General features: G+C 53.2%; 17 protein-coding genes. 10 read left to right on the forward strand and 7 right to left on the reverse strand.

Annotated features, from left to right (window positions below):
* The 4 genes from AC4OVS_RS08870 (at position 1) to AC4OVS_RS08885 (ending at position 3,095) form a co-directional block, all read left to right on the forward strand.
* Positions 1 to 708: a T6SS immunity protein Tli3 family protein gene (locus tag AC4OVS_RS08870; RefSeq protein ID WP_491922327.1), complete on the forward strand. Its 708-nt coding sequence runs from the start codon at positions 1 to 3 to the stop codon at positions 706 to 708.
* 3 nt (positions 709 to 711) lie between these two features.
* Positions 712 to 1,431: a T6SS immunity protein Tli3 family protein gene (locus tag AC4OVS_RS08875; RefSeq protein WP_150312831.1), complete on the forward strand. Its 720-nt coding sequence runs from the start codon at positions 712 to 714 to the stop codon at positions 1,429 to 1,431.
* Positions 1,432 to 1,518: 87 nt separating this feature from the next.
* Positions 1,519 to 1,701 carry a PAAR domain-containing protein gene (locus AC4OVS_RS08880; RefSeq protein WP_420536426.1) on the forward strand — a complete coding sequence of 61 codons (183 nt, stop codon included), beginning with the start codon at positions 1,519 to 1,521 and terminating at the stop codon, positions 1,699 to 1,701.
* Positions 1,701 to 3,095, forward strand: a complete 1,395-nt coding sequence (locus tag AC4OVS_RS08885; RefSeq protein ID WP_491922328.1) for a hypothetical protein — start codon at positions 1,701 to 1,703, stop codon at positions 3,093 to 3,095. Before AC4OVS_RS08880 ends, AC4OVS_RS08885 begins: the two co-directional genes overlap by 1 nt.
* Positions 3,096 to 3,156: 61 nt before the next feature.
* Here AC4OVS_RS08885 and purT read toward each other — a convergent pair whose 3' ends face one another.
* Entirely contained in the window at positions 3,157 to 4,335 is a 1,179-nt protein-coding gene (gene purT / locus AC4OVS_RS08890) for a formate-dependent phosphoribosylglycinamide formyltransferase (RefSeq protein WP_491922329.1), read from the reverse strand.
* A gap of 172 nt (positions 4,336 to 4,507) precedes the next feature.
* Between purT and AC4OVS_RS08895 the strand changes: the two genes are divergently transcribed.
* The gene (locus AC4OVS_RS08895; protein ID WP_022648470.1) at positions 4,508 to 5,158 is read left to right on the forward strand and encodes a tellurite resistance TerB family protein; all 651 of its coding nucleotides are present in this window, start codon (positions 4,508 to 4,510) and stop codon (positions 5,156 to 5,158) included.
* Between the two features lie 75 nt (positions 5,159 to 5,233).
* Positions 5,234 to 7,309 (forward strand): oligopeptidase B, encoded by a 2,076-nt coding sequence (gene ptrB, locus AC4OVS_RS08900; RefSeq protein ID WP_022648469.1) that lies wholly within the window; start codon positions 5,234 to 5,236, stop codon positions 7,307 to 7,309.
* On the opposite strand, the gene exoX is transcribed toward ptrB, so the two are convergent.
* The 3 genes from exoX to AC4OVS_RS08915 form a co-directional block, all read right to left on the reverse strand.
* Positions 7,291 to 7,953, reverse strand: a complete 663-nt coding sequence (gene exoX / locus AC4OVS_RS08905; protein ID WP_022648468.1) for an exodeoxyribonuclease X — start codon at positions 7,951 to 7,953, stop codon at positions 7,291 to 7,293. The genes ptrB and exoX overlap by 19 nt on opposite strands.
* 24 nt (positions 7,954 to 7,977) lie before the next feature.
* A complete protein-coding gene (locus tag AC4OVS_RS08910) occupies positions 7,978 to 8,616 on the reverse strand; it encodes a nitrilase-related carbon-nitrogen hydrolase (RefSeq protein WP_023300434.1) in 639 nt (212 codons plus the stop codon).
* Between the two features lie 111 nt (positions 8,617 to 8,727).
* Positions 8,728 to 8,958 carry a DNA polymerase III subunit theta gene (locus AC4OVS_RS08915; protein WP_003859784.1) on the reverse strand — a complete coding sequence of 77 codons (231 nt, stop codon included), beginning with the start codon at positions 8,956 to 8,958 and terminating at the stop codon, positions 8,728 to 8,730.
* Positions 8,959 to 9,095: 137 nt separating this feature from the next.
* Here AC4OVS_RS08915 and yobA point away from each other — a divergent pair, with 137 nt between their 5' ends.
* Genes yobA through AC4OVS_RS08930 form a run of 3 tightly spaced genes read left to right on the forward strand, consistent with a single transcriptional unit; the run spans position 9,096 to position 10,693 of the window.
* Positions 9,096 to 9,467 (forward strand): CopC domain-containing protein YobA, encoded by a 372-nt coding sequence (gene yobA / locus AC4OVS_RS08920; protein ID WP_023300433.1) that lies wholly within the window; start codon positions 9,096 to 9,098, stop codon positions 9,465 to 9,467.
* A gap of 1 nt (position 9,468) precedes the next feature.
* Positions 9,469 to 10,338, forward strand: a complete 870-nt coding sequence (copD, locus tag AC4OVS_RS08925) for a copper homeostasis membrane protein CopD (protein ID WP_023300432.1) — start codon at positions 9,469 to 9,471, stop codon at positions 10,336 to 10,338.
* Between the two features lie 16 nt (positions 10,339 to 10,354).
* Positions 10,355 to 10,693 carry a YebY family protein gene (locus AC4OVS_RS08930; protein ID WP_022648464.1) on the forward strand — a complete coding sequence of 113 codons (339 nt, stop codon included), beginning with the start codon at positions 10,355 to 10,357 and terminating at the stop codon, positions 10,691 to 10,693.
* A gap of 125 nt (positions 10,694 to 10,818) precedes the next feature.
* Here the strand turns inward: AC4OVS_RS08930 and AC4OVS_RS08935 are convergent, their stop codons facing one another.
* Together AC4OVS_RS08935 and AC4OVS_RS08940 are read right to left on the reverse strand one after the other, a co-directional pair.
* The gene (locus tag AC4OVS_RS08935) at positions 10,819 to 11,016 is read right to left on the reverse strand and encodes a hypothetical protein (protein WP_032609507.1); all 198 of its coding nucleotides are present in this window, start codon (positions 11,014 to 11,016) and stop codon (positions 10,819 to 10,821) included.
* A 45-nt stretch (positions 11,017 to 11,061) separates the two neighbouring features.
* Positions 11,062 to 12,042 carry a VirK/YbjX family protein gene (locus AC4OVS_RS08940; RefSeq protein ID WP_491922330.1) on the reverse strand — a complete coding sequence of 327 codons (981 nt, stop codon included), beginning with the start codon at positions 12,040 to 12,042 and terminating at the stop codon, positions 11,062 to 11,064.
* A 167-nt stretch (positions 12,043 to 12,209) separates the two neighbouring features.
* On the opposite strand from AC4OVS_RS08940, the gene pphA reads away from it, so the two are divergent.
* Positions 12,210 to 12,854: a protein-serine/threonine phosphatase gene (gene pphA, locus AC4OVS_RS08945; protein WP_063148576.1), complete on the forward strand. Its 645-nt coding sequence runs from the start codon at positions 12,210 to 12,212 to the stop codon at positions 12,852 to 12,854.
* Positions 12,855 to 12,888: 34 nt separating this feature from the next.
* Here pphA and AC4OVS_RS08950 read toward each other — a convergent pair whose 3' ends face one another.
* Positions 12,889 to 13,128 (reverse strand): YebV family protein, encoded by a 240-nt coding sequence (locus AC4OVS_RS08950; protein WP_006811010.1) that lies wholly within the window; start codon positions 13,126 to 13,128, stop codon positions 12,889 to 12,891.
* Positions 13,129 to 13,187 lie beyond the last annotated feature (59 nt).

The following is a 13,187-nucleotide window of genomic DNA, read 5'->3' on the forward strand; positions in this document are numbered from 1 at the left end:
ATGAAACAATTATGTATGGGTCTGTCAGCCGCAGTAGTGGTGCTGGCGACCGGATGCCAGGTGAAAGAACCGCCGACACAGGTTGTTTATCGGTTTGATGATCACCGTTTTCTCGAATTGAAAGGCTGGGGCTGCGAAGGTGAACTCTGGTATACGAATACTCTTCGGGGTATTCATACCAGGCCCGTCAGTCAATTTTATCGGATTTTCACCAAAAAATTTGTTCATCCTTCTGAACGATATATTGCCATACCCACCTGGGATGACCCAGGAACAATGATTTCAAAAGATTATGGTAAAACATGGTCTCCCCAGTTTTTTTCGGTAGGGCCTAATGAGCCCGATGGTACTAACCAACCATCCTATGAGGATATTATTTCTTTCACCGTCGTCAACGATCAGGGCTTTTTACTAACCAAACACCGGCTGTTTATGTCATCAAAGCCATTTGAAGACCCGCGCATTTTGCCCGGCGGGCCGGGGATTGCCTATACCGTGGATGACGGAATGGGAAATAAAGTAAGCGATACGCTGGACCCCCGTTTCCCTGGCTGGGCCTGGGGAATGGTCTATATGACTAAGCAGGGGCTTAAGCACAGCACACAGCAATTTAAGGCTAACTGGCAAGATTTACCCAACAGCGTACCCGAAGTGAAGGAGTACACCGGCTGGGATCATATGCGCTGTGATATGGATGCGGGGCGATAACTGATGAAAGGATTATGTACCGTTCTCGCAGCTACGTCCGTTGTGCTGGCAACCGGATGCCAGGCGAAAGAACCGCCGACACAGGTTGTTTACCGGTTCGATGATCATCGTTATCTCGAACTGAAAGGCTGGGATTGCGAAGGTGAACTCTGGTTTAGCGATACTAAGAAAGGTATCCATTCACAAATTGCCAGTCAGTTTTATCGAATCTTCACCAAAAAATTCGTGCATCCTTCAGAGCACTATCTTGCTATTCCGTGGTGGGGAAATGTTACTGGTGGTTTTTCAGTATCAAAAGACTATGGGAAAACGTGGGAAAGAGGTGGTGCATCTATGTCACCAGGGAGCAATGAACCTGATGGAAGTAACGCTCCTTATTATGATGATGTCATATCTTTCACCGTCGTCAACGATCAGGGCTTTTTACTGACCAAACACCGGTTGTATATGTCATCAAAGCCATTTGAAGACCCGCGCATTCTGCCCGGTGGGCCGGGGATTGCCTATACCGTGGATGACGGAATGGGAAATAAAGTAAGCGATACGCTGGACCCCCGTTTCCCTGGCTGGGCCTGGGGAATGGTCTATATGACTAAGCAGGGGCTTAAGCACAGCACGCAGCAATTTAAGGCTAACTGGCAAGATTTACCCGACAGCGTACCCGACGTGAAGGGCTATACCGGCTGGGATCATATGCAATGCAACATGGATGCGGGAAAATAGGGAGATAAAGTGATGAAAGGCGTCATTAGGTTAAACGATCCGCTGATAAGCGGAGGAAAAGTCACTAAGGCCTCTGGGGCAGACTTTATGGGTCAGCCCGTGGCCTTGAAAGATGATCTTGTGCAGTGTCCGCTCCATAAAGGGACGTTCGCAATCACTGAATGTCACCCAACCTGGACCATGCATGGCCGTGGGGTTGTGGTAGATGGCTGTCGCGCGGCGTGTGGATGTGAAATCAAAAGTACCTTACCTGTGGCGGGAGCTTCGTAATGCGCGTGTGGTGGTTATACAAAAAACAGCCAGACCCGGATTCCACTGTGCCAGTCGTCATGATTGTTTTCCTCTATGTGATAGCCGTCGCAATGGGCCTCGCGATCCGGGCTCTAACCTGGCCTGAACAGGAACACGTTACGGCTCTCTTTTTTGTGCCTTCAGTTATTCTGCCCATCTGTGTTGTGTCGTTATTAGTTTTTACAAGTTTCATATTTCATGACGCCAACATTCATTATGCTGAAACCCGAAAATTCATAGCAAAAGAGCAGGAGATTAATTTAAAGGCGTATGCGCGGAAAAATATGGCTATCGCAGCATGGTCTTCAATAACCCCCCTGGAGCAACCCGCGCTGAATATGTTGAAACTGGAAGGCGAATTTCCGCTGGCACCGAAAACGCCGGTTAACATTCAGCTGCAAGATCGCTTCGACCAGACCAGGAATGAACAGATGTTTTACCGCTTACTGGACCCGATGGCAGAAAAATTGAAGGGCTATAACTACCGTATTTTTGAAACCGTTGTCTGGGTTCGCGGAGGGAGTGGATCCTGCATTGATGAACTGAGACGCACTCTGGAGCGGTTGGGTATTGAAACGGCCAGCACGTGTAAAATTGAGTACAGCACAGAATGCCCTGACTACGCGATCGTTAGCCAATGGATGAACTTATCTGATTACAGAGTTGAAAACCGGCTGATTGTTATCGTTGATTTACATGAAGAAAGCGGCGAATCAAAGAGCATGGAAAATGCATGTGCATTCCTGCTGACCAGTCATTATGTCCGGGAGGAGGGCGAAAAACCGGTATATTTATATCAGCCTATGTCTGATGTGACCGATGTAGAGGACAAAATGGCGGTCTTCCTTGAGACGGGTTCGGTACTTACGCCGAAAAATCTCTGGTATACCGGGCTGTCCCGTATCGAAAAATATCCATTAATGCAGGCACTGGACAAAAAAGCGCTCACGGTGGAACGGCTGGATATCGATGCCTCTCTGGGCGCAAAAAGTGCCGGGTATCGGTGGCTGGCTCTGGCATTTGCGGCGGATGCGGTCAAATATGCCCAGGGGGAGCAACTGGTAGCATATTCAGACAAAAACAAATTTTGTATTACTGCGCTTTCCTCCATGAAGACAGCTATCCCAAATAAACTTACCTGGTGTAACTGGAGTAATCCCCTTTATCCTGCGGGGATGGCGGCTTTATTCTGCGTGTTATCCCTCATTGCCTATCGTATCAGTTTCCTGGCGCAAAACGATCCGCCAGCAATCTGGGAACTGATTGCGAGCATAATCATTCCCTTCGTTATTTTTATAGGCCTCGGTAGTTTTGTTTTCATCTCGAAAACGAATGAAGCCTACGAGGACATGGAATACGAATGGAAGCGATAGAAACGAAACAACGTTAATCATGCTATGTGGCTGGTCGCTTACTTGACCAGCCTTTAGTTATTTACCCTGTCACTTTCACCGCAGTGGCCGCTTTTTTCGCTCTCGCGACGGCTTCGTCCACGTTTTCCCCGGTCGCTAATGCCACGCCCAGACGACGGGCTCCGTCGATCTCCGGTTTGCCGAACAGCCGAACCTGCAAGCCTGCGCCTACCGCACCTTCGACGTTGTCAAAGGTGACATTCTGGCTGGTCAGTTGCGGCAGGATCACCGCCGAGGCTGCAGGGCCGTACTGACGGATGCCGCCAACCGGCAGGCCGAGGAAAGCACGTACGTGCAGCGCGAACTCAGAGAGATCCTGCGAAATCAGCGTGACCATCCCGGTATCGTGCGGGCGAGGGGAGACTTCACTGAAGATCACCTCGTCGCCGCAAACAAATAACTCCACGCCGAACAGGCCGTAGCCGCCCAGCGCCAGCACCGTTTTGCGGGCGATCTCCTGCGCGCGTGCCAGCGCCAGCGCGCTCATTCGCTGCGGCTGCCAGGATTCGCGATAATCGCCGTCTTCCTGGCGATGACCAATCGGGTCGCAGAAATAAACACCGTCCACGGCGCTGACGGTGAGCAGGGTAATTTCAAAATCAAACTTCACCACGCCTTCTACGATGACGCGCCCGGCACCGGTACGGCCGCCCTGCTGGGCATAGTCCCAGGCCTTGTCCAGCGTGCTGCTGTCGCGGATAAAGCTCTGCCCTTTGCCAGAGGAGCTCATTACCGGCTTAATGATGCACGGGTAGCCAATCTCCTCTACGGCCTGGAGAAACGCAGCTTTATCCCCGGCAAAACGGTAGCTGGAGGTCGGGAGCTGTAATTCTTCTGCCGCCAGGCGACGAATGCCTTCCCGGTTCATGGTCAGTTTTGCCGCTGTGGCACAGGGCACCACGCGCTGGCCTTCCTGTTCAAGGGCAACCAACATCTCAGTGGCAATGGCCTCAATTTCAGGTACCACGAAATCCGGTTTTTCGTCGGCAATTAACGCCCGCAGGGCATTACCGTCAAGCATATCGATGACGTGCGAGCGATGCGCGACGTGCATGGCGGGCGCATTCGCATAACGGTCCACCGCAATCACTTCCACACCCAAACGCTGGCATTCAATGGCCACTTCTTTACCCAGTTCACCCGATCCCAACAGCATAACGCGCGTCGCGGCAGGACGCAGCGCAGTTCCTAAACGAGTCATAAAAATCCCCCTGAAAAAGATGCGGGCAGTATAAACGAAAACGTTTGCGTATGTCTTGTATAGGGATAACCCGAACAGGGGAGAAATTTGCGCTTCTTTAGCACTGACAGACATTTCCTGACACCCGCTCGCTTAGGCTGTGAAGGTTACGCACTGTTACGTGAGGAAAAATATGTCAGGCTGGATGAATCAACTGCAATCCCTGTTGGGACAAAAAGGCTCGTCGTCCGGCGAGCAGGGTCTGAGCAAGCTGCTAGTGCCGGGTGCGCTCGGCGGACTGGCCGGTTTGCTGGTTGCCAATAAATCATCGCGGAAACTGCTTACCAAATACGGTACCGGCGCGCTGCTGGCGGGCGGAGGGGCTATTGCAGGCTCCGTCTTATGGAACAAATACAAAGACAAGGTGCGCAACGCGCATCAGGATGAACCGCAGTACGGGAAGCAGGTTTCGCCGTTAGATTTACGTACCGAGCGTCTGATCCTCGCCCTGGTCTTTGCAGCCAAGAGCGACGGGCATATTGATGCCAGTGAACGTGCCGCAATTGAACAGCAGATGCGGGAAGCGGGCGTTGAGGAGCAGGGCAGGGCGCTGGTGGCGCAGGCCATCGAACAGCCGCTCGATCCGCAGCGTCTGGCGCAAAGCGTGAAAAACGAAGAAGAGGCACTGGAACTCTATTTTCTGAGCTGTGCCGCCATCGATATCGATCACTTTATGGAGCGCAGCTACCTGAACGCCCTGGGTGATGCGCTGAAGATCCCACAGGACGTTCGTGAGGGAATTGAGCAGGATATTCAGCAGCAGAAGCAGACCCTCGCGGGCTAGAAGGCCATGTTTCGCTTGCATCATACGCGTGTTTTGCCAACCTTATAGGATGTAAAACGAAAAAGTAAGAATGCCATGCCTCCAAAAGCCCGACGTACTCCTTATGCGATCACCACGCATGGCGATACGCGTATCGATAACTACTACTGGCTGCGGGACGATTCCCGTTCCCGGCCAGAGGTGCTCGACTATCTGCACGAGGAAAACGACTATGGCCGCCAGGTCATGGCCAGCCAGCAGGCGCTTCAGGATCAGCTCCTGAACGAAATGGTGCAGCGTATCCCCCAGCGTGATGTCTCTGCCCCGTGGTGCAAAAACGGTTATCGCTATCGCCATATTTATGAGCCGGGAAACGAATATCCCATCTACCAGCGCCAGTCTGTGCTGAGCGCCGAGTGGGACGAATGGGAGATCCTGCTGGATGCTAACAAACGTGCTGCCCACAGTGAGTTTTATACGCTGGGCGGCATGTCCATTTCCCCCGATAACGCCATTATGGCGCTGGCTGAGGATTACCTCTCCCGCCGCCAGTACGGTTTGCGTTTCCGCAATCTTGAAACGGGAAACTGGTATCCCGAAATGCTGGATAATGTCTCCCCCGATTTCGTCTGGGGTAACGATTCAGAAACGGTCTACTACGTTAAAAAGCATGCCTCAACGCTGCTGCCTTATCAGGTCTGGCGTCATACGGTGGGGACTGATTCCGCCGACGATGAGCTTGTGTATGAAGAAAAAGACGAGACGTTCTACGTCAGCCTGCATAAAACCTCGTCTCGCCACTACGTGATTATCTTCCTTGCCAGCGCCACCACCTCTGAGGTGCTGCTGCTGGATGCCGAACTGCCGGATGCCCAGCCGTTATGCTTCCTGCCGCGCCGTAAAGATCATGAGTACAGTCTGGATCACTTCCAGCACAGCTTTTACCTGCGTTCGAACCGCGAGGGCAAAAACTTTGGCCTTTATAAAACCAAAGTGCGCGATGAACGGAAGTGGGAAGTGTTAATTCCTGCGCGCGATCAGGTGATGCTGGAGGGGTTCACCCTGTTTACCGACTGGCTGGTGGTGGAAGAGCGTCAGCGCGGACTGACCAGTATTCGCCAAATCAACCGCAAAACCCGCGAAGTGGTGGGCATTGCGTTCGATGACCCGGCTTACGTGACGTGGATCGGCTTTAATCCGGAACCGGAATCGTCCCGCCTGCGGTACGGCTATTCGTCAATGACTACCCCGGACACGTTGTTTGAGCTGGATATGGACACCGGGCAGCGTCAGGTGATTAAACAGGCTGAGGTCCGGGGATTTGAGTCGGAAAATTATCGCAGTGAACACCTGTGGGTGACCGCGCGCGACGGCGTTGAAGTCCCCGTGTCTCTCGTCTACCACAAGGATCACTTCAACAAAGGTAAAAACCCCATCCTCGTCTACGGTTACGGCTCCTACGGATCCAGCATGGACGCCGATTTCAGCAGCAGCAGGCTGAGCCTGCTCGACCGCGGTTTTGTTTATGCGATTGCCCATATTCGCGGCGGCGGCGAGCTGGGTCAGCACTGGTATGAAGACGGAAAATTTCTCAAAAAGAAAAATACCTTCAATGACTACCTTGATGTCTGCGATGCGCTGATCGCGCAGGGTTATGGCGATCCGCAACTCTGCTTTGGCATGGGGGGCAGCGCCGGAGGCATGTTAATGGGAGCCGTGGTAAACCAGCGGCCTGAACTGTTTAAAGGCGTTATCGCTCAGGTGCCGTTTGTGGACGTGGTGACGACCATGCTGGACGAAACCATTCCGCTGACCACCGGGGAGTTTGAGGAGTGGGGGAACCCGCAGGATGAAACCTATTACCGCTACATGAAAGAGTACAGCCCGTACGATAACGTCGAGGCGAAAGCCTATCCGCATATGCTGGTGACCACCGGCCTGCACGATTCCCAGGTGCAGTACTGGGAGCCCGCGAAATGGGTGGCGAAGCTGCGTGAGCTAAAAACTGACGATAATCTGCTGCTGCTGTGTACCGATATGGACTCGGGGCACGGAGGGAAATCAGGGCGATTTAAATCCTATGAAGGGGTGGCGCTGGAGTACGCCTTTTTGATTGGCCTGGCGCAGGATACGCTGCCAGGCCGCGCGGGAACTCAGGCTTCGCCTAAATAATGCTTCAGCGTCAGGCGCAGTTCCGGGCTCATTCTGTCGAGGTTGTTGTACAGCCAGCGCAGATAGCCCGGATCGTTGTCCGCCACTTCCGATACCGGTTTTCCACGATATTTACCGAACGTGAAGGTGGTCAGTAGGGCGGGGCGGCCGGTAATGGTCGCCATATCGTCCGGCGTCCAGCCGGAAGTATTCATGATATCAATCAGAAGCGCTGCGGTGATGTAGCAGTCATAGAGGGCGCGGTGATGATGCAGCCCTTCCGGCGTCCGCACGCTTAGTTTGCGCGACTTATACAGCGCCATATTGCTGTATTTGATCCCCGGCCACAGACGGCGCGCCAGCTTCATGGTGCAAATCCATTCACCGGGCATCTCCGGCAGCACGCGGCGGTCAAAGCTGGCGTTATGGGCGACATACCACTGGCTACCGTGGTAAAGAGGGATGATCTCTTCAATCCACGGCTTATCCGCCACCATCGATTCCGTAATGCGATGAATTGCCATCGCCTGCGCACTGATGGGACGGTCCGGGCGCACCAGGTGGCTCATTGGATTGACTATCTTTCCGTCAACCACGTCGACAGAGGCGACTTCCACAATTCCACCCTGCAAATCGCAGGTTTCGGTATCGATAACGCGCAGCATTGATCGCTCCTGATCCTAAAATGCCTAGCCTAATGGAATGATATCCCCTTGCCAACCCTGTCGGCCCAAAGAACCGGTTAACAGCAACTCTCCCTTATCGGCACGCACGATCAGCTGACCTTTTTCATCCCATAACGCGCTACCGCTGCGCGCGTTCGCCATTAATACCGCGATGGCGTACTTATGCGCGAAGCGTTGTAACGAACTGATGGATTGCCGCCAGCGTTGCTCACCCACCGCCAGGCTGCTGGTGAACAGCGTTGCCTCTGGGTCCAGTTCCGGGGCGTCAGCCTGATTATCAACGATGGTTAACCGTTTATTGCCAGGAATAACACCCGCACCGTTACCCTGCGGATAACGCCGGATGGTCGACAGGTTAGGGGTGAATAGCGCGAGTCCTTTCTGTTGCTGGAGCGTAATACCGGCAATCACCGTGATGAAACGTGACTGCGCCGCGTGAAGGAGGGGGGCAAGCTGCAAATCGTCAGGGGGTGGGGGTAAGGTTGTTCCGCCAGGGCCAGTAAGCGAAAGCTCCGGAAAGACGACTAAATCGCACCCATGCGAGGCAGCCTCGGCAATAAAGTGCAGGTGATGTTTTACGTGCTCATCAACACAGTTGTGCCGCGGAGCATACTGAGCCGCGGCAATAGTCCATCGTGACATCGTGACTTCCTTATACACTAAGTCGCTGGGATTTTAAGATTACACCTAAATTTATCAGGGTTTTCTTATCCTGCCACATAACGCGTAAGGAAGTGTAACGGGACGTTAAGCTTATTTAACTTTAGGTTCGTACGGCAGGCGCGAGAGATTAACGGAGGCGAGGCGATGCGCAATAAGACGTTCGCGAAACCAGTCGCGCAGATGCGCGGGTTGTTCACGCTCTACCACTTCAGCCACGACGGGCATGTTGTAACGCTCTTTAAATGCGACCCCCGCGGCGGCGAGATCGACATTCACTTTGTCCATCTCGTCCTGAGGAAGGGCGGCCAGGTTAACGTTCATTTCCTTCTCCTTTTTCTGCGGCGGCAACGTTACCGCGATTGTTCAACGATGACAAGGGAGCAAAGGATGTTCCTCGACTCGTTAATTATACAGAGTTATTCTTTAGCATTCAGGCATAACGAAAAGGAATGATTGTGATGCACTTTACCCCTTCCCGCGTCGCGTGTGCGCTGGTGTTTCTGCTCTCTTCGGCAATCGCGCCATCAGCTCTGGCCCATGCGCACCTTAAGCAACAATCCCCGCAGGAAAATACCGTCGCGACGGCACCCGACGTCATTACCCTGAATTTCTCGGAAGGCATTGAACCTGCCTTCAGCGGCGTCGTGGTGACGGACGCGCAGCAGCACAAAATCCAGACCGGCGCGGTGAAGCGTGACGAGAAGGATAACGCAAAGCTGATTGTTCCTCTTGAGAAACCGTTGACGACCGGCACCTATACGGTGGACTGGCATGTGGTCTCCGTGGACGGCCACAAAACCAAGGGCAGCTATCACTTTAGCGTGAAATAGTATGCTGGCCCTGAGCTACGTAGCGTTTCGCTTTATCCATTTTGTTGCGCTGATACTACTGTTCGGCAACGCGTTATACAGTGTCTGGTTTGCACCGTCTTCGTTGCAGCGCCTCATGACGCAGCGTTTCCAGCGCCAGCAGAATATCGCGGCCTTAATCAGCCTGATGGCTGCTCTGCTGATGTTCGGCCTGCAAAGTGGGTTAATGGGTAACGGCTGGGGGGATGTCATTCGCCCGGCGGTCTGGCGCAGCGTGCTGGGCACGCAGTTTGGTGGCGTCTGGCTGTGGCAAATGGTGCTGGCCGCTGTGACCGCGGGCGCTGCATGGCTTACCCCGCAAAAGGGCTCACGGCTATTACTGCTCGCGATGGGGCAACTGGTGCTGCTGGCGGGCGTGGGACATGCCGCGATGAACGGTGGCGCGCCGGGTGCGTTGCATCGTCTGAACCATGCGCTTCACCTGCTCTGCGCCGCCACCTGGGTGGGCGGTTTACTGCCGCTGCTGTTCTGTATGCGGCTGGCGAAAGGCCGCTGGCAGCCAGCCGCTATCTTTACCATGATGCGCTTCTCCCGCGTGGGGCATTATGCCGTGGCGGGCGTGCTGCTGACCGGGATAATCAATACGCTCTTTATTGTGGGCATAGACGTGCCGTGGGAAGCGCCTTATGTACGGCTGTTGTTGTTCAAATGTGCGCTGGTCATCATGATGGTGGCAATTGCGCTGGCGAATCGGTATTTTCTTGTGCCACGCTTTCGCCCTGATGCCGGGCGGGAACAACAGATTTTTATCAGGATGACACAGGCAGAAGTGGTGCTGGGCGCGCTGGTACTGGCGGCCGTCAGCCTGTTCGCGACCTGGGAACCCTTCTGACAAGGTTTAATAACTTATGAAAAAGACACTGCTTTCTCTTTTACTTCTCACCTGTGCCAGCAGTGCGCTGGCCGCGCCGCAGGTCATCACCGTCAGCCGGTTTGAAGTGGGTAAGGACAACTGGGCATTTAATCGTGAAGAGGTCATGCTCACCTGCCGTCCCGGTAACGCGCTGTATGTCATCAATCCCAGTACGCTCGTGCAGTATCCGTTAAATGACGTAGCGGAGCAGCAGGTTGCCAGCGGGAAAAGTAACGGACAGCCTGTCAGCGTGATCCAGGTGGATGACCCGGCAAACCCCGGGCAGAAGAAGAGTCTGGCACCGTTTATTGAGCGCGCTAAAAAGCTCTGCTAGCCGTCAGGTTTCCAGTAAAAAAAAACCGCAGGTGCTTGTAAAAGCTCTGCGGTTTTTCACATTTAGTGATGTTCTGACGCTTTTTTTCAGACCACTTTTACTGTGGACTGGAAAACCTGACGTCGTCATCTATTCTTAAAGGGCAAGGCGATTGAGCCTGCATTAATGCCAACTTTTAGCGCACGGCTCTCTCCCAAGAGCCATTTCCCTGGACCGAATACAGGAATCGTATTCGGTCTCTTTTTATCTGCATGAAAATAAACGATAAAATCCGGTTTTCGTCTCAGCAGAAGGTTCACTTCCTGTGCGCCTGCTTCAAACATACCACAACCCGGCAGGCGTAAGTCCAGTCCTTTTTGGCTGTTTTGTTAAATTTTTGTTTGTATTTTGCCTGAGACGACTGCGGGATTAATGCGCGCATGTACGGAAGCCGCAATATCATCAAGTAACGCAAAGCGGCGACGGTATTCGGCGCGTTTTTTGCTGGCAATCTCCTCCAGTGCTTTACGCTCCATCTGGAGCGGCAACTGCCAGCAGAAGGGGGAGAGTTTCTTTCCGTTCAGGCCTTCCCAGAACTCGTCGTAGCTGGCGTGAAAATGACGCCCTTTGCTCAGACGGTAGCGCAACGCGCGGAAAACATGGCCTTCATCGCTGACGGCAAAAATCGCGCTGATGTTCGAGCGTGAGGCAAGCTGGAAGATCACCTCCATCAGCACGCGTTTCGGGAAAAGCCCATGGCAGGCACGGGTAGCCTGCTTAATCACCTCCCGTGAAACATGACGACGGGGACCCTGGAGGCCGCCGATCACCAGCACCATACGACCGTTACTGCGTGCGACACAGAACGTCAGGCTGGCAAGCAGCGTGTTGTCATTGTCATGCAGCCAAAGCGTGCTTTCGCCTTCACGTTCAGCCTTACCTGCGGACGAGGCGTGGACGGTATAGATTTCGCCGTTTTTTGCCTCGAACCGGACAACCGGCACCTCTTGCGGATTGGTCAGCGCGTGGGTGAGGGCGGTATTTTTCAGACTATCAATCCACTGATAGTGGCTGACGATAGCATCGGCCCGGTCGTTTGAGTTCAGGCCACGCATCAGATACTGGCGGTGAGTTTTGCTCGGCAAGGTAATTTGAGAGGTGAGCAGCCTGTCGAAATCATCGCGCCCGGATAGCGCCTCCAGCATGCGATGGGTGGAGGACCAGAATAAAAGCGAGCGCAGAAGGAACTTTAACCGGTAATCACGTTTGTGCCAGATTGGGCCGGGAACGCGTTTCCCTCTCACCAGTTCAGAAATAATATTTGTGCGATGCGGATAAAAAACATCGTTTTGCAGGTGTATGTTTGACACGTGAAAATCCCTCTTTTTATTCCGCATTATTTTAAAGGCCAGGGAATAAGGGATTAATAGCGCAGCGATCTTTATTTCCGGCTGGTTTATGGTTTGTTTGGATTCGCGATATCCAACGCCAGCGCATGACATTTTCTGTGGCAGCTATACTTCTTACAGGAGGCGTTATGTATCAGAAAATAGAGGGAGAACACTGGCGTCATGTCTGGGTTGTCAGCGATATTCATGGTTGCTATCAGTGGCTTATGGATGAGCTTAAACGACGGCATTTTAATCCTGCTGCGGATCTGCTTATCTCGGTGGGGGATATTATCGACCGCGGTCCCGACAGCGTGAAATGTTTACAGTTGATGCAGGAAAAGTGGTTTTATGCGGTACGCGGTAATCACGAGCAAATGGCGTTAGATGCGCTTGAAAATAATGATTTTAGTCTCTGGTCGATAAATGGCGGTAACTGGTTTACCGGGCTTACGGTCGCTCAACAAAAGCAGGCGAAGGATTTACTCGACGCGTGTCGGGACTTACCGCACATTATTGAAATAACCTGCAAAAACGGTCTGAACGTGATTGCTCATGCGGATTATCCCGCCGCCGAATATGCCTGGCATAAGCCGGTAGATGCCCAGCGGGTGCTGTGGGATCGCGACCGGTTAATGGGCTTTATGGTGGGTAGAGGGCAGGGCATTAGCGGCGCGGATCACTTCTGGTTCGGACATACGCCTGTGGACAAGCGCTACGATTTCAACAATCTGCACTACATTGATACGGGAGCGGTGTTCGGGGGCTTTCTGACGCTGGCGCAGCTTCAGTAATAAATAACCCGCCTTCGGGCGGGTTCTCTTTGGGTTATGCAAGACGCAAGACCCAGGCATCGGTTTTACTGTCGTAATGTTCACGGTACAGAACGGAATGTTCCCCATCAAGGATCGCCGGGACGCTGGTATCTGCATCCCAGGCGTCCAGTTGCATGCACAAATCCGGATCGGATTTGCAGGGAATACTTAACGTTCGTTCGCCTTGTGCTTCGCCGCGCAATTCAGCGTCGTCGATTTCAAAAGCGCCAATGCGTACGCTGGTTTTCGTCATAATGCTCTCCGGTTTGTTGCCCAAAATCTGGTATGACCAGTGCAGTCATCCATTTTTGA

Source organism: Enterobacter sp. 4974935 (assembly GCF_058661735.1).